The following is a 24,353-nucleotide window of genomic DNA, read 5'->3' on the forward strand; positions in this document are numbered from 1 at the left end:
GCGCGCGGTTTTCAACGTTTGCGCGAAAAATACCGGCGTTTCGATCTAAACTTTCGGTGAGCACTGCCGCTAAGTGTGAGAGACCTGTAACCGGGCCATGTTCTGGCCCGGTTTTACTGCGCACCGGTCGCCCGGGCGCCCTGAAAAGAAAACCGGCTAGCCATGAATATCGAAACGTCGACCGATCCGAGCCTGGATGCGGGCCATTCCGGGCCCGACTACGCCCGCCGCAATCCGCTGGAGATCGGCGTGCAACTGCGCAACCTCGTGAACCGGGGCGACTTCCTGACCGTCCAGTACCCGGGCGGCCAGCTCGTCACGCGCCTGCTCGAGGTCGACGTCGGCGCGCGCACGTTCACGTTCGACTGGGGCGCGCTGTCCGAGCAGAACGCCGGCATCCTCGGCGCGTCGCATTGCACCTTCGCGGCCGCGCCGGAAGGCGTGCGCGTCGAATTCACCACGAATACGCCGCGCGAGACGCGCTACGAGGGGCTGCCCGCGTTCGTCGCCGATTTCCCCGACGTGCTGATGTGCATCCAGCGCCGCGAGTATTTCCGCGTCGATGCACCGATCGTCGATCCGTTCCTGTGCCGCGGCCGGTTGCCGGACGGCGAGGGCTTCATGTTCGAGGTGCATAACCTGTCGCTCGGCGGCGTCGGCCTGCGGACCGCCGACGAGCGCGTCGAGGCGCTCGATGTCGGCACGCTGCTGCCGGGCGTCGAGCTCGAGCTGAACGGCCACGGCAAGCTGTCGCTCGACCTGCAGCTCGTGTCGCAGCGTTCGACCCAGATGCCGAACGGCTCGCGCCGCTACCAGCTCGGCTTTCGCTTCATGTCGCTGCCGGGCAGCGCGGAGAACACGCTGCAGCGCCTGATCACGCAGCTCGAGATGAAGCGCCGCTCGCTCGCGCGGGCCTGACGCATCCGCTCGCGGCCCGGTTCTGGGCCGCTTTCGCACCGGCGCCGGCAGCGTGCGCCGGGCCGCTCGCCGGACGACGCGCATTCGCGCGTCGCGCACGCATTTTTCCCTCAATTTTTCCGATCCGCGGCCGTTATACCGGGAGTCACGCAACCCGGCGGCCGCAGCGCGGCCGGCTCATCAGGATCGCGCATGTCCAACTCACTCATGAACCTCGGTGTCAGCGGCCTCAATGCCGCGCTCTGGGGCCTCACGACGACCGGCCAGAACATCAGCAACGCCGCGACGCCCGGCTATTCGGTCGAGCGCCCGGTCTATGCCGAGGCGAGCGGTCAGTACACGGCGAGCGGCTACATGCCGCAGGGCGTGAATACCGTCACCGTGCAGCGGCAGTACAGCCAGTACCTGAGCGACCAGCTGAACAGCGCGCAGTCGCAGGGCGGCTCGCTGTCGACGTGGTATTCGCTCGTCGCGCAGCTGAACAATTACGTCGGCAGCCCGACGGCCGGCATCTCGACCGGGATCACGGGCTATTTCACCGGGCTGCAGAACGTCGCGAACAACGCGTCCGATCCGTCGGTACGGCAGACCGCGGTCAGCAACGCGCAAATCCTCGCGAACCAGCTCAACGCGGCCGGCCAGCAGTACGACGCGCTGCGCCAGAGCGTGAATACGCAGCTCACCGACACCGTGTCGCAGATCAACACGTACACCAAGCAGATCGCGCAGCTGAACCAGCAGATCTCGGCAGCGAGCAGCCAGGGGCAGCCGCCGAACCAGCTGATGGACCAGCGCGACCTCGCGGTGTCGAACCTGTCGAGCCTCGCCGGCGTGCAGGTGGTGCGCAACGACAGCGGCTACAGCGTGTTCCTCGCGGGCGGCCAGCCGCTCGTTCTTGCCGACAAGAGCTACCAGCTCGCGACCGTCACGTCGTCGTCCGATCCGAGCGAGCTGACCGTCGTGTCGCAGGGCATCGCCGGCGCGAACCCGCCGGGGCCGAACCAGGCGCTGCCCGATGCGTCGCTGTCGGGCGGCACGCTTGGCGGCCTGCTCGCGTTCCGCAGCCAGACGCTCGATCCCGCGCAGGCGCAGCTCGGCGCGCTCGCGACCAGCTTCGCCGCGCAGGTCAACGGGCAGAACGCGCTCGGCGTCGACCTGGCGGGCAATCCGGGCGGCAACCTGTTCACGGTGGCGAACCCGACCGTCTATTCGAACCAGGGCAATACCGGCAACGCGGCGCTGTCCGTCTCGTTCGCCAACGCGTCGCAGCCGACGACGAGCGACTACACGCTGTCGTATGACGGCACGAACTACACGCTGACCGACCGCGCGAGCGGGTCGGTGGTCGACCAGAAGGCGGGGCCGATGCCGGTCTCGCTCGGCGGGCTGAACTTCTCGTTCTCGTCCGGCGCGATGAATGCCGGCGACCAGTTCACCGTGCTGCCGACGCGCGGCGCGCTGACGGGCTTCGGCCTCGCGACGACGAGCGGCTCGGCGATCGCGGCCGCGTCGCCGGTCGTCACGTCGGCGTCGAGCACCAACATCGGCACCGGCAAGATCGCGCTGAGCGGGGTGAGCTCCGGCTATCAGGTGCCGTCGACCAAGCTGACCTACGACGCGGCGACGCAGTCGCTGTCGGGCTTCCCGGTCGGTACCACGGTGACGATCCCGGGCACGCCGCCGACGTCGGTGACGATCAGCAATCCGACCGACCCCGTGCCGTACGACCCGTCGACCGGCGCGGCGATGACGATGTCGGGCACGGCCGCCGGTGCGCTGAACGGCGTGACCGTCACGCTGTCTGGCACGCCGTCGGACGGCGATTCGTTCACGATCGGGCCGTACGCGGGCGGCACGAGCGACGGCAGCAACGCGCTCGCGCTGTCGCGGCTCGTCAACGCGAAGACCCTCGGCGGCGGCACGACGACGCTCACGGGTGCCTATGCGAACTACGTGAACAACATCGGCAACGCGGCGAGCCAGCTCAAGTCGTCGAGTACCGCCCAGACGGCGCTGGTCGGCCAGATCACGTCCGCGCAGCAGTCGGTGTCGGGCGTGAACCAGAACGAGGAAGCCGCGAACCTGATGCAGTACCAGCAGCTCTACCAGGCGAACGCGAAGGTGATCCAGACGGCGGCTTCGCTGTTTCAGACCGTGCTGGGCCTGTTCAGCTGAGCGGATTCGAGAGGATAGAAACGATGCGGATTTCCACGACCCAGTTCTACCAGCTGAACGTCGGCCAGATGAACGATCAGCAGGCCCAGCTCGCGCAGCTCTACCAGCAGATCTCGAGCGGCGTGAGCCTGTCGACGCCGGCCGACAACCCGTTGGGCGCGGCGCAGGCCGTGCAGCTGTCGATGACGTCGGCCACGCTGTCGCAGTACGCGGCGAACCAGAGCACGGCGCTCGCGTCGCTGCAGGCCGAGGACCAGGCGCTGCAGAGCGTCGGCAACGTACTCGGCAGCGTCCAGTCGACGATCGTGCGCGCCGGCGACGGTTCGCTCGCCGACAATAACCGCGCAGCGCTCGCGGCGCAGCTCGAGGGCTACCGCGACCAGCTGGTGTCGCTCGCGAACTCGACCGACGGCGCGGGCAACTACCTGTTCGCCGGCTACCAGAATTCTACGGCGCCGTTCACGAAGGACGCCGCCGGCAGCATCAGCTATGTCGGCGATACGGGCACGCGCACCGTGCAGATCGACGATTCGCGCAGCGTGCCGCAGGGCGACTCGGGCCTCTCGGTGTTCATGTCGGTGCAGGCGCTGGGCAACTCGCCCGTCCAGGCGGCCGGCGCGGCCAACACCGGCACGGCCACCATCGGCAACGTCACGGTGACGGATCCGTCGGCCGCGACCAACGGCCATCAGTTCACGATCACCTTCGGCGGCACCGCGGCCGCGCCGACCTACACGGTGACCGACAACTCGATTTCGCCCCCGACGCCCGGGCCCGCGCAGGCCTATACGTCGGGCGCCGCGATCGCGCTCGGCAACGGGATGAAGGTCGCCGTGTCGGGCACGCCGTCGCCCACCGACACCTTTTCGGTCACGCCCGCACCGCAGGCGAGCGGGGTCGACGTGTTCTCGACGCTCGATTCGATGATCACGGCGTTGAAGACGCCCGTCGCCGGCAATCCGACGGCGACCGCCGCGCTGTCGAACACGCTGAGCACGGCCGCGACGAAGATCGGCAACTCGATGCGCAACGTCACGACCGTGCTGGCGTCGGTCGGCGGCCGCGAGCAGGAGGTCAAGGCGATGCAGACCGTCAACCAGACCGCGGCGCTGCAGACGACCAGCAACCTGTCGGACCTGACGAGCGCCAACATGGTCACGACCATCAGCCAGTACCTGCAGGTGCAGAACGCGCTGAGCGGCGCGCAGAAGGCCTACGCGCAGCTGCAGAACATGTCGCTGTTCCAGTACATCAATCCGTGATCCGCGTGGCGTCCGCTGCGATGTGAGCGCCCGCTCACATCGGGCGGTGCGCCGGCCGGCCGCCGCCGATGCGGTCGCGCAGCGCCGATTCCCGCGCCGATGCCCGCCCGGCAGGCACGCCCGCCGCCCCGGCGGTTCGCGCTTGCCAGCCCCATTTCCGCTCCGTAAACTCGCGCCAGATTCCAGACCGGCGCACCGTCCCGCAGCCGGCGTACGACAGGAGCCCTTTCCCCATGTCCGATTCCTACTTCCCGCGCTGGCGGGTGCAACCGACCGGCGCGGTCTCGCGCGTGGTCGGCCCCGACGAACGCCTCGCGTGGCCGCAGATGGTCGCGATGGGCGTGCAGCACGTCGTCGCGATGTTCGGCTCGACCGTGCTCGCACCGCTGCTGATGGGCTTCGACCCGAACCTGTGCATCTTCATGTCGGGTATCGGCACGCTGCTGTTCTTCGTGCTGGTCGGCGGCCGCGTGCCGAGCTACCTCGGCTCGAGCTTCGCGTTCATCGGCCTCGTGATCGCGGTGACGGGCTACGGCGGCAGCGGCCCGAACCCGAACATCCCGGTCGCGCTCGGCGGGATCGTCGCGTGCGGCGTCGTGTACGTCGCGCTCGGCGCGCTGGTGCAGGCCATCGGCACGCGCTGGATCGAGACGCTGATGCCGCCCGTCGTCACCGGCGCGGTGGTCGCGGTGATCGGGCTGAACCTCGCGCCGATCGCGGTCAAGGGCGTGTCGGCATCGACCTTCGACTCGGTGATGGCGCTCGTCACGGTGCTGTGCGTCGGCGGCGTCGCGGTGTTCGCGCGCGGGATGATGCAGCGCCTGCTGATCCTCGTCGGGCTGGTGATCGCCTACGTGATCTATGCGATCGCGACCAACGGGATGGGCCTCGGCAAGCCGGTCGATTTCGCGATCGTCGCGCATGCCGCGTGGTTCGGCGTGCCGAGCTTCCGCGCGCCGGTGTTCGATCCGCACGCGATGCTGATGCTCGCGCCGGTCGCGGTGATCCTGGTCGCGGAGAACCTCGGCCACATCAAGGCCGTCAGCGCGATGACGGGCACCAACCTCGATCGCTACGTCGGTCGTGCGTTCATCGGCGACGGGCTCGCGACGATCGTGTCGGGCAGCGTCGGCGGCACCGGCGTGACCACCTATGCGGAGAACATCGGCGTGATGGCCGTCACGCGGATCTATTCGACGCTCGTGTTCGCGGTCGCCGCGCTGATCGCGATCGGGCTGGGCTTCTCGCCGAAGTTCGGCGCGGTGATCCAGACGATTCCGGGCCCGGTGCTCGGCGGCGTGTCGATCGTCGTGTTCGGGCTGATCGCGGTGACGGGCGCGCGGATCTGGGTCGTCAACAAGGTCGACTTCTCCGACAACCGCAACCTGATCGTCGCGGCCGTCACGCTGGTGCTCGGCGCCGGCGACTTCTCGCTGAAGATCGGCGGCTTCGGGCTCGGCGGGATCGGCACCGCGACTTTCGGCGCGATCATCCTGTACGCGATCCTGCGCAAGGAAAAGGAGCCGGGGCCGGTGGTGTGAGCCGCGGCGCCGGCGGCAATGCCCGCGCGAACGGCGCGGATGATCGTCGTAGCGCGCGCGCGCCGGGGCTGCGGATTTCGCTTACCGGATCGCGGTGTCGTGACGTCGTGTGCTGTTGCGGACCGTGTCGGCGCAGCGGATCTCGACGGTGCGAAGTCGCGCCGTCGGCATCAGCGGGTGCGCAACAGCGGCAGTGATGCAGGACAGCAGCCGTGTGACGGCCGATATGAGTTTCGACATGATTTCCCCCGACCCGCTGGATGAATGTTTGTCACCTGCATCGGGTCGTTCGCCCGTGCAGGGTTCGTCGTCTGCACGGCTGCATCAGCAAGCAACGGGCCAGCACGCGGACTTTCGCGCAGACAGGGGCTCGGCGGGGGCCGCGTGACGCCGGTGCAAGGTGGCGCACGCGAAAATGTTTCAGCGCTGAAACGTGCGGCGGTGGGCCGGTCGGCCGCATGCCAGGCCTTACGTGCGGTGGCGCGCACGACGGGGAAACGCAGGGGCGCGCGACATCGATTCCGCAGGGGAATCGCGGGCGTTGCGCGCGGATCGGTTTCATTCCTGCAACGCGGACGGGGACGTGAGGTGGCACGCCGCGTCGTTTCGATCGGGTAGCGGCGACGCGGCGCGCGTCATCCGTTCGCATTCCCCAGCGCTTCCAGCCACGCGCAGAACTGCGCGACCAGCGGATCGTCGGCCGGCGTGCCCGGCGCGATCCACCAGTAGCTGCGTGTCGCGATGCGCGGCCCGTCGAGCGGCATCACGAGACGCCCGCTCGCGAGCTCGTCGTCGATCAGCGGCAGCGGGCCGAGCGCGACGCCCAGCCCGTCGACGGCCGCCTGCAGCGCCAGGTAGAAGTGGTCGAACGACTGCCGCTTGCGCCCCTTCATCGTCACGCCGGCCGCCGCGAACCAGTCGCGCCAGCCTTCCGGCCGCGTGTCCGAATGCAGCAGCACGTGCCGCGCGAGATCGTCCGCGCGGGCGATCGGCGCGCGCTTGAGCAGCGCGGGGCTGCAGACCGGAATCACGCTTTCGTCGAGGAAGTGGCCGCTCGTGCAGTTCGGCCAGTGGCCGGGGCCGCGGCGGATCGCGACGTCGAAACCGTCGAGCGCATCGAGCGGCGCGTTCGACGTGGACAGCTTCAGCTCGACGTTCGGCACGTCGCGCTGGAACCGCGACAGGCGCGGCAGCAGCCATTTCATCGCGAAGGTCGGCAGCGCATTGATGCGCAGCACGCGCGCGGCCCCGGTGTTGCGCAACTGCTCGGTGGCGAGCGCGATGCTGTCGAACGCGGCGCGGACGGTATCCAGATAGCGGCGGCCTTCGTCGGTGAGCTTCACGCGCTTGCCGTAGCGGTGGAACACCGGCTTGCCGAGCCACGCCTCGAACCCGGCGATCTGCCGGCTGATGGCACCATGAGTCACATGCAGCTCGTCGCCGGCGGCGCTGAAGCTTTCATGTCGTGCCGCTGCTTCAAAGGCCCGAAGCGCGGAAAAGGGCGGGAGATCGCGTGCCATGCTTGTGATTCTAGATCACAAGGACGCGCCGATAAAATCGTTTTGCCGGCGTGCCGCACGGCGGTAACCTCGGGGCATCGTTTGATGAAGAGCCCCATGCAATCCGTTTCTCCGCCGCCTGCCGCGTCCCCACCTCGTGTCGGCCTCGCCGAGCTGTTCACCGGCTTCCTGTCGCTCGGCCTGATGTCGTTCGGCGGCGCGCTGCCGTTCGCGCGGCGCACGATCGTCGACGACCGCAAATGGCTCACCGCCGACGAATTCACCGATCTGCTCGGGCTGTGCCAGTTCCTGCCGGGCGGCAACGTGATCAACCTGTCGGTCGCCGTCGGCATGCGCTTTCGCGGCGTCGCGGGCGCGTTCGCCGGCATTCTCGGGCTGATCGCGGGCCCGACGCTCGTGGTCGTCGGGCTCGGTGTGCTGTATGCGAAGACGCAGGGCGATCCGCGCGTGCAGCACCTGTTCGGCGGGCTCGCCGCCGCGGCAGCGGGCCTGCTCGTCGCGATGGCCGTGAAGGTCGCGAAGCCGCTGCTGCACGCGCCGCGCACCGCGGCCGGCATCGCGGCCCTCGCATTCGCCGCGATCGCGGTGCTGCGCATCCCGCTCCTGAGCGCGATGCTGGTGCTGACGCCCGTGAGCATCTGGCTCGCGTCGCGGCGCCGCGAGACGCCGGCACCGCAGCGCGCGACCGTGCGCGACGGAGGCCGGTCATGAACGACACGCTGATCGCGATCGCGACGATCTTCAGCCAGCTGTCGCTGCTCGCATTCGGCGGCGGCAACACGATCCTGCCGGAGATGCAGCGGCAGGTCGTCGACGTGCACCACTGGATGAGCGCGCACGCGTTCACAGCGCTGTTCGCGCTCGCGCAGGCCGCGCCGGGGCCGAACATGATGATCGTGCCGCTGGTCGGCTGGCATGTGGCCGGCTGGGCCGGGCTGCTGGTCGCATCGATCGCGAAGTTCGGGCCGTCGTCGATCGTCACGGTGCTCGCGCTGCACGCGTGGGAACGCTTTCGCGACCGGCCGTGGCGCCGCTACGTGCAACAGGGGCTGATGCCGGTCACGGCCGGACTCGTCGCGGCCAGCGCGGTGCTGATCTCGGAAGCGTCGAACCGCACCGCGATCCAGTGGGGCATCACCGCCGCATGCGCGGTGCTCGCGTGGCGCACGCGTATCCATCCGCTGTGGCTGCTCGCGGCCGGCGCGCTGATCGGGCTCACCGGCATCGGCCAGTGAGCGGCGCACAACCGGCGTCCCGTGCGCGATACTGGCGCGACTCTTCACGGGAGGCTTGATGGATCTCGACGGCGCCAGCCGCAATCTCACCGTCGCCGCGCTGCTCACGCTGTCCGGCGGCTATCTCGACGCGTACACGTACGTCGGTCACGGCCACGTGTTCGCGAACACGATGACCGGCAACGTCGCGCTGCTCGGCATCAACGTGTCGGCCGGCGAATGGGCGGCCGCGCTGCATCACGTGCCGCCGCTCGGCGGTTTCGTGGTCGCGGTGTTCGTCGCGCACCTGCTCGGTCTCGCCGCGCAGCGCGGCTGGATGCGGCACACCGCGTTCGCGAGCCTGATCGTCGAGATCGCGTTTCTCGGCGTCGCCGCGAGCGGGCTCGTCGGCGCGTCGAGCGCGTGGCTGATTCCGGGGATCTCGTTCGTCGCGACGCTGCAGACGCTGTCGTTTACTCATCTCGAGGAACTGTCGTACACGTCGGTGATGACGACCGGCAACCTGCGGCGCGCCGCGCAGAAGCTGTTCGTCGGGCTGATTCCCCGCTACGACGCGGGCGCGCTGCACGATTCGGCGCTGCTTGCGACGATCAGCTTCTGCTTCCTGGCCGGCGCGGTGGTCGGCGGCCTCGTGACGCGGCTCGTGCCGGACGTCGCGCTGTGGGGCGCCGTGTTGTTGCTCGCCGGTGCGTTCGCGGAGATCGTGCGGCGGGCGCGGCGGCGCGCGGGCGGTGGGCGCGACAGTGGCGATGGGGCGGCCGGCAACGGGGGCGCCGAAGTTCGCGGCAGCAACGGCAGTAACGGCAGTAACGGCAGCAACCCCGACGGCGGGACGCCGCGGCCGGCCTGACGCGCGCAGGGGCCGCCGCCATGCGGCCGGCCGGTCCGCCGCGCGACCGAATCACCGGCTCATTGCGGCACCATCCGCCACGCTGCCCCAGCGCAACCCGTTGCTCCGGCCGCGCCTTACAGCGCCAGCCTTCGTCCCGCCATCGCCGCGACCCGCATCCGTCGCGCGACAGGCAAGCCCGGCGCGGGAAACGTTGTTCCAGGGCGACAATCGCGCGCGACCGCGCGTTTCAATTTCTTTCAGCGTGCGCACTGGTCTTATGATTCAGCCCACATCGCGCGCGCCATGAGCGTCCGCGATCGCCACCCGGCTGCGCACGCGGCCGGCCATGAATGGAGACACCTACAAAAAGGAAAGCTCATGAAGCAGACCACCCGGCTCGCAGCCATCGCAGGGGGCGCAGTGCTGGCCTTCGCCAGCCAGTACGCAGCAGCACAAAGCTCGGTCACGCTGTGGGGCGTCGCCGACGTCAGCGTTCGCTACCTGACCAACGCGAACGCCAAGAACGACGGCCTGCTGTCGATGTCCAACGGCGCGATCACCAACAGCCGCTTCGGCATCTACGGCACGGAAGACCTCGGCAGCGGCCTGAAGGCCGTGTTCAAGCTCGAAAGCGGCGTGAACCTGCAGAACGGCGCATTCGCCGACAGCGGCCGCCTGTTCAACCGTGCGGCATACGTCGGCCTGGACAGCCCGTACGGCACGGTGACCCTCGGCCGCCAGAAGACGCCGCTGTTCGACCTGCTGTCGGACACCTACGATCCGCTGACGGTCGGCAACTACCTCGAAAATGCCTGGCTGCCGGTCGCACTCGGCGGCGGCCTGTATGCGGACAACCAGATCAAGTACACGGGCACGTTCGCGGGCCTGACCGCGAAGGCGATGTACTCGACGGGCACCAACTACGAATCGACCGGCGCGGGCGGCTTCTCGGGCCAGATCCCGGGCTCGCTCGGCAAGGGCAATGCATGGGGCGTGTCGCTGTCGTACGTGACGGGCCCGCTCAGCATCGCGGCCGGCGCGCAGCAGAACAGCGACAACTCCGCACGCAAGCAGACGATCTACCACGCGAACGTCGTGTATGCGTTCAGCAAGGCGAAGATCTATGCGGGCTACCTGCGCTCGAAGGACGACACCGGTTTCGTCGACAGCCTGCTCGCGCAGCAGTCGATCCCGGTCGCGAAGGGCACGGGCCGGATCGACGACGGTCCGTTCGCGGGCGTGAGCTGGCAGGTCAGCACGCCGCTGACGCTGACGGGCGCGTTCTACTACGACCACATGCGCAACGCGATGACCGCGAACGGCACGCTCGCGAGCGGCAACCGCTACGCGATCGTCGGCATCGCCGAATACGCGCTCAGCAAGCGCACGGAAGTCTACGGCACGGTCGACTTCAACAAGACGAACGGCGCGGCGAACGTCGAGCTGCCGGGTCGCAGCAACCAGACCGGCATCGCGATCGGCCTGCGCAATATCTTCTGACGAAAATCGTCAACGCGTGCGCCGGCCCCGGTTCGGCGCGCATCGAAGAGGCTCCAGGAAGGAGCCTCTTTTTTTTCGCCACGCGCCTTCCTGCGCGCAGACGACCATTCAGCGATTGCTCCATCGGGAACACGCCGCCCGTAAGGGTTCCGTCGGCATTCCAGAACATACTTTGACAGTGCGCGCGAAGCGATTCCGCTACGCTGCGTGCAGGGTCCGCCGCGTGCCGAAACGCACGCGCGGGCGTCGTTCCGGCGCGCGTTTCGCGTGCGGCCGGCCTGGTGCGTAACTTGTGTATCCGGTGATGACAAACACGGTCCGCCGGTTTTTTTTCGTGGGACGATGCGCTCACGATTTTCTTGAAAGGGGATGACGATGGGTATCCTGAACACCGTGGGTGAAATCGCTGGCGCAGTGGCAGCCGTCGAGGCAGCCGAGAAGGTCGATCCGGATGCGGGCCTGCTGACCAAGGCGGCGGCGGCCGTCGCCGGCTTCAAGGGCGCCGAGGCGATCGAAGGCATGCTCGAGAAGAAGGAAGAGCAGCCGCAGCAGGCAGACGACACGCAGGCGACGGACGGCAGCGACACGTCGCAGGCCTGAGCAAGGCGGCTGGTCCCGCCGCGGGTGCGCCGTTCGCGCATCCGGGCGGACCGGTGCCGCGCGGCCGGCAGGCCGGGCATGTGGTCGATCGGTGACGCATGGCACACCCGGCAGCCGGTTTGACCGGCGAGAGGCGACGTCTCTCGCCGTTTTTTATGGCGCGCGCGTCCTGCGCCGCCACGTTCCGCACGAATTCCCGAATCTTGCTATCGTGCCGTCATCCGAACTGCGATGAGGGCTTGCGATGGATTTCGACTACGACCTGTTCGTCATCGGGGCCGGCTCCGGCGGCGTGAGGCTCGCCCGGATGGCGGCGTCATACGGCGCGCGCGTCGGCATAGCGGAACAGGAGCAGATCGGCGGCACCTGCGTGCTGCGCGGCTGCATCCCGAAGAAGCTGCTCGTCTACGCATCGCACTATCCGCACGAACTCGAGGATGCGAAGGGCTTCGGCTGGACCTTCGGCGCCGGCACGCTCGACTGGTCCGCGCTGATCGCCGCGAAGGATCGCGAGATCAACCGGCTCAGCGACATCTACATCGACCTGCTGCGGCAATCCGGCGTCGCGATGCACGCAGGACGCGCGACCCTCGTCGACGCGCATACGGTCGCGATCGGCGAGCGCACGATCCGCGCGCGCCACATCGCGATCGCGACCGGCTCGCGGCCGGCGCTGCCGCACCGTCCCGGCATCGAGCATGCGATCACGTCGCGCGAGGCCCTGTCGCTCCCGGCGTGCCCCAAGCGCATCGCGGTGGTCGGCGGCGGCTATATCGCGGTCGAGTTCGCCGGCATCTTCAACGGCTTCGGCAGCCAGGTCGACCTGTTCTATCGCGGCGAGAAGATCCTGCGCGGCTTCGACGACGACGTGCGCCAGTTCCTCACCGACGAAATGACGAAGCAGGGCGTCGCGATCCACGCGCGCGCAGTGGTCGAGTCGATCGCGCGCGCGGACGACGGCACGCTCTCCGTGCACGTCGGCGACGCGCAGCACGGGCCGTACGACGCGGTGCTCTATGCGACCGGCCGCGTGCCGAACGTCGAAGGGCTCGGCCTCGAGCGCGCCGGTGTGATGCTCGACGCGCGCGGCGCGATCGCGGTCGATGCGTATTCGGCGACGTCGGTGCCTTCGATCCATGCGCTCGGCGACGTCACGTCGCGGCCGCAGCTCACGCCGGTGGCGACGCGCGACGGCGCGCTGCTCGCGCGCACGCTGTTCGGCGGCGCGCGCGTCGCGGCCGATCACGATTACGTCCCGTCGGCCGTGTTCAGCCAGCCGGAGGTCGCGACGGTCGGCCTGACCGAGGCCGATGCGCGTCGCGTGCACGGCGAAGTCGACATCTACCGCACGTCCTTCAAGGCGCTGCGCCACACGCTGTCGGGCCGCAACGAGCGCACGCTGATGAAGCTGGTGGTCGCGCGCGACAGCCAGCGCGTGATCGGCGCGCACATGGTCGGCCGCGACGCGGGCGAGATCATCCAGGGCATCGCGATCGCGATTCGCGCGGGCGCGACGAAGGCGCAATTCGACGACACGATCGGCATTCACCCGACCGCGGCCGAGGAGTTCGTGACGATGCGGCAGACGGCGGCCGACTGACCGCCAGCGGCGCGCCGGCTCGCGGGCCGGCGCGGGCGTCCCGCGCACGCTCCGCTGGCGTGTGACGCACCATGGATCCGCGGCGATTTGTAAAGATCGTCAATTCTTCTAAAGAAATCCCGTCTCGATAATCAGACTTGGTATGATCGGCCAAAATCATATACGGGGCCGATCATGCGCGATCAACAGCGCAGTAACCAGAATCACGCGGTAGCCGGCGCAAGCGGGGTCGTCGATCCATGCGCCGCGCGTTCGCGTCTCGCCGCAACACGTCCGTTGCGCGCACTTTCCCTTCGCATGCCGCCATCTCCATCGCCGTCCGGGCGATGAAGTCGCGCGCGCGCCGATGCGCGCCCCGGCCGCTTCGATCATCGCATCGACCGCCGGTTTGTCGGCAAGCCGGCGAGCCCGTTCCGGGCAATCTTTTCACGTAAGGAGACCCGCAGTGAACATTCAGACACGACGCACCGTTCTCGTGGCAGCGGCGCTCGTCGCGGCGCTGTCCGGCTGCGCGACCGAATCGTCGCGCACGCTCGACGTGCCGGCCGTGAGCAGCGCGCAGAAGCCGTACGCGGGCAAGCCCGTCGCGATCGCGGTCGGCAAGTTCGACAACCGCTCGAGCTACATGCGCGGCATCTTCTCGGACGGCATCGACCGCCTCGGCGGACAGGCGAAGACGATCCTCGTTACGCGCCTGCAGCAGAGCCGCCGCTTCAACGTGCTCGATCGCGAGAACCTCGACGAGATCAAGCAGGAAGCGGGCTTCATGAAGAAGGCGCAGGCGGTGAAGGGCGCGAACTACGTCGTGACCGGCGACGTGACCGAGTTCGGCCGCAAGGACGTCGGCGATCACCAGCTGTTCGGCATTCTCGGCCGCGGCAAGACGCAAGTCGCGTACGCGAAGGTCAACCTGAACATCGTCGACACGACGACGTCGGAAGTCGTCGCGTCGAGCCAGGGCGCGGGCGAGTTCAGCCTGTCGAACCGCGAAGTGATCGGCTTCGGCGGCACGGCCGGTTACGACTCGACGCTCAACGGCAAGGTGCTGGACCTCGCGATCCAGGAGGCCGTGAATCATCTCGTCGACCAGGTCGACGCGGGCACGCTGAAGGTGCCGCAATAGGCGCCGTGCGCAGTTCGGCGCGACGAATCATTCATCAACCAGAAGAGACAAGACCATGAAACGGGGAATCTGGCTGCCGGCGACGGCGGCCGTCATGCTGCTCGCGGGCTGCGCGGCGCCGACCACGCCGCCGCTCTATCAATGGAACGGCTATCAGCCGCAGGTGTACGAATACTTCAAGGGGCAGAAGTCCCCGCAGGAGCAGATCGACGCGCTCGAAAAAGCGCTGCAGGAGATCCGCGCGAAGGGCAAGACGCCGCCGCCGGGCTTCCATGCGCATCTCGGGATGCTCTACGCGAGCGTCGGCAGCGAACAGCAGGCCGGGCAGGAATTCCAGGCCGAGAAGGCGCTCTTTCCGGAATCCGCGTCGTTCATGGATTTCCTGATGAAGAAGAAAGCCGGCGATGCGAAGGCCGCGAAGGCCGCGAATCCGTCGGCTGCCGGCCAGACGATCGCCGGCCAGAAGAATGCCGATCCGACTCCCGCCAAACAGTGACGTGCCTGCCATGATCAAGACACTTTCATTCAAGCTGCTGTCCGTGCTGTCGATCGTCGCGCTGTTGAGCGCGTGCGCGCAGCCCGTCAAACGCCCCGACTACACGGCCTTCAAGAAGAGCCAGCCGCGCTCGATCCTCGTGCTGCCGCCGCTCAACGAGACGACCGATGTCGGCGCGACCTACGGCGTGCTGTCGCAGATGACGCAGCCGCTGGCCGAGTCGGGCTACTACGTGGTGCCGGTCGCGGTGATGGACGAGACGTTCAAGCAGAACGGCCTCACGAACGCCGCGGAAATCCAGGGCACGTCGCCGGCGAAGCTGCGCGAAATCTTCGGCGCGGACGCCGCGCTGTACGCGAAGATCACGCAATACGGCTCCGTCTACCAGGTGGTGGACAGCACGACGGTGGTCGCGGCGTCGGCGAAGCTCGTCGACCTGAAGACCGGCGACGTGCTGTGGCAGGGCGAGGGCCGTGCGACCGGCAAGGAAGTCGGCAACAACATGAGCGTCAACGCGTTCGGGGTCGTCGGCATGCTGGTGCAGGCGGCCGTCAAGCAGGTCGCGCATTCGCTGACCGACGAAGCGCACGATGTGGCCGGTTTGACGAGCAGCAGGCTGCTGTCCGCGGGGCCGCCGAACGGGCTGCTGTACGGGCCGCGTTCGCCGAAGTACGGGACCGACTGACCGGCGCGCGGACCACGGCTTCGGCGCGTCGGGCAGGCAAGGTCGCCTGCATGCCGTGCCGAAGCCGCGAGATTCGATGAAACGGCCGCGCTTGCGCGGCCGTTTTGCGTGGCCGGTACGTCGCGTGCGTCGTGCCGGCGCCGCCGCTCAATGCATGCCGAACGCGTCGAGCAGCCGGTACCAGCTCATCGCGAGCACCAGCGCCGGCGTGCGCAGCGTCGCGCCGCCGGGGAAGTCGCGATGCCGGATCTTGCCGAACAGGTCGAAGCGGCTCGCCTGGCCGTCGATCGCCTCGGCGATCAGCTTGCCCGCGAGCGCGGTCGTGTTCACGCCGTGCCCCGAGAAACCCTGCGCGAAATACAGCGTCGGCGCGACGCGCCCGAAGTGCGGCGCGCGGTTCATCGTGATGTCGACGAAGCCGCCCCATGCGTAGTCGACCTTCACGTCCGCGAGCTGCGGGAACGTCTTCAGCATGTCCGCGCGCATCGCGTCGGCGAGATTGCGCGGCGGCCGCGTCGAATAGCTGACCTTGCCGCCCCACACGAGCCGCGTGTCGGGCGCCGGCCGGAAATAGTCGAGCACGAAGCGGCTGTCGCAGACCGCCGCGCGCGCGGGCATCAGCGCGGCGGCGCGCGCCGCGCCGAGCGGCTCGGTCGCGATCACGTAGGTGCCGACCGGCATGATCTTCTTCGACAGCGCGGGCGCGAGCGTGCCGACGTACGTGTTGCACGCGAGCACCACGAAGCGCGCGCGCACCTCTCCCTGGCCGGTCTCGACGACGTGGCCGCCCGACACGTCGCGCACGCGCGTCACGCAGCTGTCCTCGTGGATCCGCACGCCCGCGTCGGCGGCCGCGCGCGCGAGCCCGAGCGTGTAGTTCAGCGGATGCAGGTGGCCGCTGTCGGGGTCGTACAGGCCGCCGCGATAGCGCGCCGATTGCACGTAGTCGCCGAGTTCGTCCGCTTCGACGAAATGCAAGCGGTCGTAACCGAAGCGCTTCGCGGCCTCGTCGCGCCAGCGTTTCAGCGCATCCGCGTCGCGCTCGGTGTTCGCGGCGGTCAGGTAGCCGGGCACGAGCGCGCAGTCGATGTCGTGCTTCGCGATGCGCGACTTCACGAGCGACAGCGTTTCGAGCCCCATGTCCCAGATCCGCTTCACGTCGCCTTCCGGCATGAAGTTGCCGAACGTGTCGATGTCGCATGCAAAGCCGCCGATCAGCTGGCCGCCGTTGCGCCCGCTCGCCGCCCATCCGACCCGCGACGCCTCGAGCACGGTCACCGAATGGCCGCGCTCGGCGAGGTTGAGCGCGGCGGACAAGCCGGTGAGGCCCGCGCCGATCACGCACACGTCGGCGTCGGTCGCGCCGGCGAGCGGCGCATGGCGGGTCGTATCGTTGGCGGTCGCCGCGTAGTACGACGCGACGTGCGGCTGGTTGGCGAATGTCTGCATGATCAGGAAAACGAATGAAGGGGGCTCAGAACAGCTCGCGTACGCGGTGGTACAGCATCCCGAGTTCGAGCGCGGGCTGCCGCCATGCGTCGCCGCCGGGAAAGCGCCGGTGGCGCAGCTGCGCGAACAGGTCGAACGCGCGCGTGTCGCCCGCGATCGCGCCGGCGATCGCGCGTCCGGCGATGCCGGTCAGCGCGACGCCGTGCCCGCTGAAGCCATGGACGTAGAAGAAGTTCGGATCGAGCGCGCCGAAGTCCGGCGCGCGGTTGCGCGTGACGTCGACGAAGCCGCCCCACGCGTGGTCGACGCGCACGTCGGCGAGCTGCGGGAACACGCCGACCATGCGCTGCCGGATCGTGTCGGCGAGCGTGTCGGGCGACGCGCCCGCGGAGTTCGCGCGGCCGCCGAACAGCATCCGGTGGTCGGCCGACAGCCGGAAGTAGTCGAGGAAGAAGTTGTTGTCGCACACGGCTTCGCGCTGCGCGATCAGCGCGTCGGCGCGCGCGCGGCCGAGCGGTTCGGTCGCGATGATGTACGACGCGATCGGCGCGATGCGCGCGGCGGTCGCGGCCGGCAGGATGCCGCCGGGGCCCGCGTTGCAGCACGACACGACGAAGCGGCAGCGCACCTCGCCCGACGGCGTGCGCACGACCGGCCGGGCGCCGCGCACGACGTCGAGCGCGGGCGTGTGCGCGTGGAGCGCGACACCTTCGCGGCGCGCGGCCTCGGCGAGGCCGAGGCAATACTTGAGCGGATGCAGGTGGCCCGACAGCGGATCGTAGACGCCCGCCAGATAGCGCGGCGACGCGATGCGCGCGCGGATTTCGCCGGTGTCGAGCCACGACAGCGACGGATGGCCCCAGCGCGAGCGCGCGGCATCCATCCAGGCGCGAAGGTCGTCGATGCGGCGCGGCTTGGTCGCGACCGTCAGGTAGCCGCGCGTGAAGTCGCAGTCGATGCCGTGGCGCGCGATCCGCTCGGCGATCAGCGCGACGCCGTCGAGCGACAGCGACCACGCGGCGCGTGCGCCGGCCGCGCCGAGCTGCTGCTCGATCACCTCGTCTTTCGCGAAACCCGTGATCGCCTGTCCGCCGTTGCGGCCCGATGCGCCCCAGCCGGGCCGATGCGCATCGATCACGGCGACCGACAGCCCGCGCGCACGGCAATCGAGCGCCGTCGACAGGCCCGCGAAGCCCGCGCCGATCACGCACACGTCGACGTCGATCGCTTCCTCGAGCACGGGGTCGTCGGCCACGGGGCGCGTGGCGGTTGCTTCGTAGTACGAGTCGCGCGCGAGCGCGTCGGCGCGGCGGGTGAAAGACTGCGTCATCAAACCGACTCCGTCGAAGACGGCCGGCGCCGGTGCGCGACGCACCGCGATCCGGCCGGGTGAAACGATGCGGGACGCCATGCGCGCGGCACGGCGTCCCGCGCGGCCCGCATCAGAACGAATAGATGAACTGCGTCGCGAGCAGGTCGTTGGACTTGCCGTACGAACCGTCGTTGCGCAGGAACACCTTGTTGTTCGCCCAGTCGTGCCGGTATTCGACCTTCACGGTGATCTGCTGGGTCGGATAGAACAGCAGGTCGAGCGCGACGTCCTGGCGCACCGCGCCCTTGCACTCGAAGCCCAGGCCGCCGCCGGCCTTCGACTGCGCGAGGCAGTCCGCGTCGACGCCGAAGCCGTTGCTCGGATCCATCCCGTTGCCGTTCAGCGCGATGCCGCCGCCGCCGCCGCCGTTCTTCGAGTTGGCGAGCAGGTCGTAGCGCAGCGTCACGCCCATGCGGCCGACCACCGGCGCGTTGAACTTGCGGTGCGCGAGCAGCGACAGGCCGTACCACTGCGCGAGCCCGCCGTTGAACGCCGCATGCTGCTGCCGGCCGTAGTCGACTTCGGCGTTGTACTGAATGTCGGCGAGCGTGTAGGTCGCGTCGAGTTCGCCGAAGAAGAACGAACCGTACGCGCTCGGTGCCGCGCCGCCCGGGCCGTAGTGGACGTTGCCCTGGTCGTCGATCGCGCTCGCCAGCGTCTGCCGCCCGATGTTGAACGAACCGCCGATGTCGAGCGCGCTCGACCACGTGTAGTCCGCGCGCGCGGTGAAGGTCGGCACCTTGTTGCTGGTGGAGATCGGATCGCCGAGTGCGTTGGTGCCCGTCTGCGTGACCGAACCGTACGTGCGGTACTGCTCGTTGCCGAGGAAGAACTTCCACGCCCAGGCGCCCTTCGTGTAGTTCGCGCCGATACCGACGTAGCTGCCCGGATCCGAGAAATCGTACAGCAGGTTGTGCGTGAGCGTGAGCATCTGGTTCGACTGCTGCACCTCGTAGCCGCCGAAGCTCGGGATCAGGCCGGCGACGAGTGTCGTCTCGGCGGTGATCGGTACGTTGACGACCGCGGTGTTCAGCAGGTTGTCGGTGATCGAGCCGCGCGAGTTCTGCAGCAGCGTGATGCCGTTGCCGCGGTTCGGCATCAGCGTGATCTCTGCCGACGGCGCCATCGGGCCGACGCCGAAGGTCTTCTTGATGTCGAGGTAGAGATCGCCGAACGTGCTGTTGAAGTAGTTGTACGCGTTCTCGTGGTTCGCGAACAGGAACGACGACGTGCCGGCCGCGCGGTTGTAGATGTAGGTCGGGTCGATGTAGCCGGTGACCGACAGGCCCGCGAGCGGCCCGGTGTTGGCCGCGTCCGTCAGCGAGTCGACCTTCAGCTGCTGGTTCGCGATCTGCTGCTTCATTTCACTGACTTCGTCGTTGGTCAGCGTGGCTTGAGCCTTGCCGTAGTCCGGCGACGACGGGTCGGCGGCCACGATCACCGGCTTAGCCGCGGTCGTCGCGCCGGCCTGCGCGACCGGGGTGCCGCCCGGCTTCGCGGCGAGCTGCGCCTGCATGGCCTTCATCTGCTTCTGCAGCGCGGCGACCTGCGCCTGCAAGGCCTTGATTTCGGCGGAGGTCGAGTCGGCCAGCGCGATGCCGGGCAACGCGCCGGCCACCAGCAGGCAGATCAGTTTCTTCTTCATTGCGGATTCTCCTTGTCGTGCGCTTGGTCAATCTGTGATCGGCCTGCGCGCCGCGTCTCGCGGCGCGCGGGTCTTGTTATCGATGAAAAGGGAAGCGGGGCGTCAGGCCGCCGCGAACGCCGCCTTCATGTCGGCCACCCGGCGCCGTTCGCGCGCGATCATCATCTGGTTCACGACGATCACGCCGATCGTCACCGCGGTGATGAACAGCGTTGCCAGTGCGTTCATTTCCGGGTTCAGCCCGAGCCGCACGCGCGAGAACACCACCAGCGGCAGCGTGGTCGAGCCCGGCCCCGACAGGAACGCCGACAGCACCAGGTCGTCGATCGACAGCGTGAACGACAGCAGCCAGCCCGACAGCAGCGCCTGCGAGATCAGCGGCAGCGTCACCACGAAGAACACCTTCAGCGGCGTCGCACCCAGGTCGAGCGCGGCTTCCTCCAGCGACTTGTTCATCTCCTTCACGCGCGACTGCACGATGATCGCCACGTACGACACGCACAGCATCACGTGGCCGATCCAGATCGTCACCATCCCGCGGCCCTTCGGCCAGCCGAACATCTGCTCCAGCGCAACGAACAGCAGCAGCAGCGAGATCCCCTGGATCACCTCCGGAATCACCAGCGGCGCGTTGATCATCCCCGTGTACAGCGTGAAGCCCTTGAAGCGGCCGAAGCGCGCGAGCACGAAGCCCGCCCACGTGCCGATCACGACCGACGCGGTGGCGGTCAGGAGGCCGATCTTCAGCGACAGCCACGCGGCGGTGAGCAGCTCGTCGTCCTGCCACAGCGCCGCGTACCACTTCAGCGAGAAGCCCGACCACACCGTCACCAGCTTCGACTCGTTGAACGAGTACACGACCAGGCTGATGATCGGGATGTACAGGAACAGGAAGCCGAAGGCGAGGACGCCCGTCGACAGCGGTTTGCTCGGCTTGATCATTTCGCTTCCTCCAGTTCCTTGACCTGGTAGTACTGGAACAGCGCCATCGGCACCAGCAACAGCAGCACCATCGCGACCGTCACCGCGGACGCCATCGGCCAGTCCATGTTGTTGAAGAATTCATCCCACATCACGCGGCCGATCATCAGCGTGTCGGCGCCGCCGAGCAGTTCCGGAATCACGTACTCGCCGACTGCCGGGATGAACACCAGCAGGCTGCCGGCGATGATCCCGTTCTTCGACAGCGGCAGCGTGATGCGCGTGAACGCGACCCACGGCTTCGCGCCGAGGTCGTAGGCGGCCTCGAGCAGCGTGAGGTCCATCTTCACGAGGTGCGCGTAGAGCGGCATCACCATGAACGGCAGGTACGAATAGACCATCCCGATGTAGACGCCCGCGTCGCTGTGATAGAGGCGCAGCGGCGTGTGGATGATGCCGAGTGCGATCAGCGTGTGGTTCAGGAGGCCGTCATCCTTCAGGATTCCGATCCATGCGTACACGCGGATCAGGAACGACGTCCAGAACGGCAGCATCACGGCCATCATCAGCACGTTGCGCCGGCCCGGCTCCGAGCGTGCGATGTAGTACGCCATCGGGAAGCCGATCAGCAGGCACAGCAGCGTCGACACGGCGGCCATCTTCAGCGAGCTGAGATAGGTCGCGATGTACAGGTCGTCCTGCAGCAGGAACGCGTAGTGCGACAGCTGCAGCGCGAAGTGCACGACGCCGTCCTTGATCTCGACGAGCGACGTGTACGGCGGGATCCCCATCACCTGGTCGGCGAAGCTGATCTTGAACACCAGCACGAACGGCAGCGCGAAGAAGATCACGAGCCACAGGAACGGCACGCCGATCGCGACGCCGCGGCCCGACGGCAGGAAGCGCGACAGCGCGGCGAAGCGGCTGCGGCGCTTCGAAGCCTGTGTCGTTGCGGCGGCACCGGTCGAAACCGGCGCGGACGGCGTGGAGGCGGAAGTTCTCATCATGTCGTCCTCACTGCGTCAGCACGACGCCGCTGGCCGGCGACCACGACACGAACACGTCGTCGTTCCACGCCGGCGCGCTGTCGTGCATCAGGTGCGAGCTCGACAGGTTCGACACGACCGTCTTGCCGCTCGGCAAACGCACGTGATACAGCGAGTAGGCGCCCATGTACGCGATGTCGGTCACCACGCCGCGCGCCCAGTTGTGATGCGAGCCCGGCTTCTCGCGCGATACGTGCACGCGCTCCGGCCGCACCGAGATGCCCACCGGCATCCCGAGCGGGCCGGTCACGCCGTGGCTCACGTACATGCGTGCCTCGAGGTCGTCGCTTTCGACGAAGATGTGATCGGGTTCGTCCTCGACCACGCGGCCTTCGAACAGGTTCGTCGAGCCGATGAACTCGGCCGAGAAGCGGCTGTTCGGGTATTCGTACACTTCGCCCGGCGTGCCGATCTGCACGATCTTGCCTTCGCTCATCACCGCGAGGCGGCTCGCCATCGTCATCGCCTCTTCCTGGTCGTGCGTGACCATCACGCAGGTCACGTCGACCTTCTCGATGATGTTCACCAGTTCGAGCTGGGTCTTCTGGCGGATCTTCTTGTCGAGCGCGGACATCGGCTCGTCGAGCAGCAGCAGCTTCGGGCGCTGCCGTCGGGCCGCGGCGTCGCGATCGGCGTGCCGTTCCTGTGGCTCGTGATCTTCTTCGCGCTGCCGTTCGTGCTGGTGCTGAAGATCAGCTTCGCGGACCAGATGCTCGGCATCCCGCCATACACCGCGCTCGCACGCCTCGAAGCCGGCACGTTACGGGTCGTGCTGTCGCTGAAGCATTACGCGTTGCTGCTGCAGGACGACCTGTATCTGAACACCTACGTCAGTTCGCTGAAGATGGCCGCCGCGTCGACGCTGATGTGCGTGCTCGCCGGCTATCCGATCGCGTACTGCATCGCTCGCGCGGCGCCGGCACGCCGAAACCTGCTGATGATGGCCGTGCTGCTGCCGTTCTGGACGTCGTTCCTGATTCGCGTCTACGCGTGGGTCGGGATCATGAAGGACGACGGCCTGCTGAATCACGCGCTGGCGGCGCTCGGCATCATCCACACGCCGCTGCGCCTCTATCACACCGATGCGGGCGTCTACATCGGGATGGTCTATTCGTACCTGCCGTTCATGGTGATGCCGCTCTATGCGCATCTCGTGAAGATGGACCTCACGCTGCTCGAGGCCGCGCACGATCTCGGCGCGACACCGTGGTCGGCGTTCTGGCGCATCACGCTGCCGCTGTCGAGAAACGGGATCGTCGCGGGCAGCCTGCTCGTGTTCATTCCGGCCGTCGGCGAATACGTGATTCCGGAACTGCTCGGCGGCGCGAACACGCTGATGCTCGGCCGCGTGATGTGGGACGAGTTCTTCAACAACATGGACTGGCCGATGGCGTCCGCGGTGACGGTGACGATGGTGGCGCTGCTGCTCGTGCCGATGGCGCTGCTCCACTACAGCCAGGCCGAAGCGGAGGGGCGCTCATGACCCGCGCGAATCGCATGTGGTCCGCCGGCGTGCTGGGTGCGGGCTTCCTGTTCCTGTACATCCCGATCATCAGCCTGGTCGTGTACTCGTTCAACGCGTCGAAGCTGGTGACGGTGTGGTCCGGTTTCTCGTGGCGCTGGTACGGCGCGCTGCTGCACGACGGCGAACTGCTGACGGCCGCATGGCTGTCGCTGAAGATCGCGCTGCTGACGGCGACCGCGTCGGTCGCGATCGGCACGTGGGCGGGCTTCGTGCTGGCCCGCATGGGGCGCTTTCGCGGTTTCACGCTCTATGCGGCGATGATCAACGCGCCGCTGGTGATTCCCGAAGTGATCCAGGGCATCTCGCTCCTGCTGCTGTTCGTCGCGATGCAGCAAACCTTCGGCTGGCCCGCGGGGCGCGGTTGGCTGACGATCTGGATCGGCCACGTGATGCTGTGCCTTTCGTTCGTCGCGGTGATCGTGCAGTCGCGCGTGAAGGAGCTCGACCGCTCGATCGAGGAAGCCGCGCTCGATCTCGGCGCGCGGCCGTTGAAGGTGTTCTTCGTGATCACGCTGCCGCTGATCGCGCAGGCGCTGGTGTCGGGCTGGCTGCTCGCATTCACCGTGTCGATCGACGACGTCGTTCTTTCCGCCTTCCTGTCGGGCCCCGGTTCGACGACGCTGCCGCTCGTCGTGTTCTCGCGCGTTCGGCTCGGACTCAACCCGAGGATGAACGCGCTCGCGACGGTGTTCATCGCGGTCGTGACGATCGGCGTCGTCGTCGTGAACCGCTCGATGCTGGCTCGCGAAGGGCGGCAGGCTCGCGAGGCGCGTGCATGGCACGCGGCCGCCGCGCCGGACACGCCGGCTGCGCCGTCCGCGTCGCCGCCCGCTCGTCCGTCGGCCGCGCACGCGCGGCACGACCCCGCACCGCATCCCGTGAAGTGAACAACGACAAGGAGACGCTGG

20 protein-coding genes and 2 pseudogenes are annotated in these 24,353 nt (G+C 68.1%); 15 read left to right on the forward strand and 7 right to left on the reverse strand.

The window, feature by feature from the left end; translation table 11 throughout:
• Positions 1-162 precede the first annotated feature (162 nt).
• From PL79_RS12515 to PL79_RS12530, 4 genes are all read left to right on the forward strand, one after another.
• Positions 163-918, forward strand: a complete 756-nt coding sequence (locus PL79_RS12515) for a flagellar brake protein (protein ID WP_044847880.1) — start codon at positions 163-165, stop codon at positions 916-918.
• 192 nt (positions 919-1,110) lie between these two features.
• On the forward strand, positions 1,111-3,093 hold the full coding sequence (gene flgK / locus PL79_RS12520; protein WP_044847881.1) for a flagellar hook-associated protein FlgK: 1,983 nt from the start codon (positions 1,111-1,113) through the stop codon (positions 3,091-3,093).
• A gap of 23 nt (positions 3,094-3,116) precedes the next feature.
• On the forward strand, positions 3,117-4,355 hold the full coding sequence (gene flgL, locus PL79_RS12525) for a flagellar hook-associated protein FlgL (RefSeq protein WP_044847882.1): 1,239 nt from the start codon (positions 3,117-3,119) through the stop codon (positions 4,353-4,355).
• A 233-nt stretch (positions 4,356-4,588) separates the two neighbouring features.
• On the forward strand, positions 4,589-5,896 hold the full coding sequence (locus PL79_RS12530; RefSeq protein ID WP_044847883.1) for a solute carrier family 23 protein: 1,308 nt from the start codon (positions 4,589-4,591) through the stop codon (positions 5,894-5,896).
• A 635-nt stretch (positions 5,897-6,531) separates the two neighbouring features.
• On the opposite strand, the gene PL79_RS12535 is transcribed toward PL79_RS12530, so the two are convergent.
• On the reverse strand, positions 6,532-7,416 hold the full coding sequence (locus PL79_RS12535) for a transcriptional regulator GcvA (RefSeq protein WP_044847884.1): 885 nt from the start codon (positions 7,414-7,416) through the stop codon (positions 6,532-6,534).
• A gap of 96 nt (positions 7,417-7,512) precedes the next feature.
• Here PL79_RS12535 and PL79_RS12540 point away from each other — a divergent pair, with 96 nt between their 5' ends.
• The 9 genes from PL79_RS12540 to PL79_RS12580 all read left to right on the forward strand — a co-directional run bounded on the left by PL79_RS12540 (position 7,513) and on the right by PL79_RS12580 (position 15,487).
• Entirely contained in the window at positions 7,513-8,127 is a 615-nt protein-coding gene (locus PL79_RS12540; protein ID WP_044847885.1) for a chromate transporter, read from the forward strand.
• Entirely contained in the window at positions 8,124-8,651 is a 528-nt protein-coding gene (locus tag PL79_RS12545; protein WP_044847886.1) for a chromate transporter, read from the forward strand. The genes PL79_RS12540 and PL79_RS12545 overlap by 4 nt, the downstream gene beginning before the upstream one ends.
• Positions 8,652-8,709: 58 nt before the next feature.
• A complete protein-coding gene (locus tag PL79_RS12550) occupies positions 8,710-9,501 on the forward strand; it encodes a YoaK family protein (RefSeq protein WP_044847887.1) in 792 nt (263 codons plus the stop codon).
• A gap of 360 nt (positions 9,502-9,861) precedes the next feature.
• Positions 9,862-10,983: a porin gene (locus tag PL79_RS12555; protein ID WP_044847888.1), complete on the forward strand. Its 1,122-nt coding sequence runs from the start codon at positions 9,862-9,864 to the stop codon at positions 10,981-10,983.
• Positions 10,984-11,358: 375 nt separating this feature from the next.
• Positions 11,359-11,583: a hypothetical protein gene (locus tag PL79_RS12560; RefSeq protein WP_014895816.1), complete on the forward strand. Its 225-nt coding sequence runs from the start codon at positions 11,359-11,361 to the stop codon at positions 11,581-11,583.
• Positions 11,584-11,827: 244 nt separating this feature from the next.
• Entirely contained in the window at positions 11,828-13,183 is a 1,356-nt protein-coding gene (gor, locus tag PL79_RS12565) for a glutathione-disulfide reductase (protein ID WP_044847889.1), read from the forward strand.
• Positions 13,184-13,634: 451 nt separating this feature from the next.
• Positions 13,635-14,306 carry a CsgG/HfaB family protein gene (locus PL79_RS12570; RefSeq protein WP_182670311.1) on the forward strand — a complete coding sequence of 224 codons (672 nt, stop codon included), beginning with the start codon at positions 13,635-13,637 and terminating at the stop codon, positions 14,304-14,306.
• 55 nt (positions 14,307-14,361) lie between these two features.
• Positions 14,362-14,802 carry a DUF4810 domain-containing protein gene (locus tag PL79_RS12575; protein WP_044847890.1) on the forward strand — a complete coding sequence of 147 codons (441 nt, stop codon included), beginning with the start codon at positions 14,362-14,364 and terminating at the stop codon, positions 14,800-14,802.
• A 10-nt stretch (positions 14,803-14,812) separates the two neighbouring features.
• Positions 14,813-15,487, forward strand: a complete 675-nt coding sequence (locus PL79_RS12580; protein ID WP_044847891.1) for a DUF799 domain-containing protein — start codon at positions 14,813-14,815, stop codon at positions 15,485-15,487.
• 147 nt (positions 15,488-15,634) lie between these two features.
• Here PL79_RS12580 and PL79_RS12585 read toward each other — a convergent pair whose 3' ends face one another.
• The 6 genes and pseudogenes from PL79_RS12585 to PL79_RS12610 all read right to left on the reverse strand — a co-directional run.
• On the reverse strand, positions 15,635-16,936 hold the full coding sequence (locus PL79_RS12585; RefSeq protein WP_044847892.1) for an NAD(P)/FAD-dependent oxidoreductase: 1,302 nt from the start codon (positions 16,934-16,936) through the stop codon (positions 15,635-15,637).
• 25 nt (positions 16,937-16,961) lie between these two features.
• Positions 16,962-18,266 (reverse strand): NAD(P)/FAD-dependent oxidoreductase, encoded by a 1,305-nt coding sequence (locus tag PL79_RS12590; RefSeq protein WP_044847893.1) that lies wholly within the window; start codon positions 18,264-18,266, stop codon positions 16,962-16,964.
• A 112-nt stretch (positions 18,267-18,378) separates the two neighbouring features.
• On the reverse strand, positions 18,379-19,953 hold the full coding sequence (locus PL79_RS12595) for a DUF3138 family protein (protein ID WP_044847894.1): 1,575 nt from the start codon (positions 19,951-19,953) through the stop codon (positions 18,379-18,381).
• A 102-nt stretch (positions 19,954-20,055) separates the two neighbouring features.
• Positions 20,056-20,895: an ABC transporter permease subunit gene (locus PL79_RS12600; RefSeq protein WP_044847895.1), complete on the reverse strand. Its 840-nt coding sequence runs from the start codon at positions 20,893-20,895 to the stop codon at positions 20,056-20,058.
• Positions 20,892-21,878, reverse strand: coding sequence for an ABC transporter permease subunit (locus tag PL79_RS12605; RefSeq protein WP_044847898.1), 987 nt, complete (start codon positions 21,876-21,878; stop codon positions 20,892-20,894). The genes PL79_RS12600 and PL79_RS12605 overlap by 4 nt, the downstream gene beginning before the upstream one ends.
• Before the next feature lie 10 nt (positions 21,879-21,888).
• Positions 21,889-22,527: pseudogene (locus tag PL79_RS12610) on the reverse strand (TOBE domain-containing protein); the annotation flags it as partial.
• On the opposite strand from PL79_RS12610, the pseudogene PL79_RS12615 reads away from it, so the two are divergent.
• Together PL79_RS12615 and PL79_RS12620 are read left to right on the forward strand one after the other, a co-directional pair.
• Positions 22,519-23,403, forward strand: a pseudogene (locus PL79_RS12615) (ABC transporter permease subunit); the annotation flags it as partial. The pseudogenes PL79_RS12610 and PL79_RS12615 overlap by 9 nt on opposite strands.
• The gene (locus PL79_RS12620) at positions 23,400-24,332 is read left to right on the forward strand and encodes an ABC transporter permease subunit (protein WP_135801043.1); all 933 of its coding nucleotides are present in this window, start codon (positions 23,400-23,402) and stop codon (positions 24,330-24,332) included. The pseudogene PL79_RS12615 and the gene PL79_RS12620, both read left to right, overlap by 4 nt.
• Positions 24,333-24,353 lie beyond the last annotated feature (21 nt).

The sequence above is a fragment of the Burkholderia sp. USMB20 genome, assembly GCF_000949135.2.
In the GTDB taxonomy this organism is placed as follows: Bacteria; Pseudomonadota; Gammaproteobacteria; order Burkholderiales; family Burkholderiaceae; genus Burkholderia.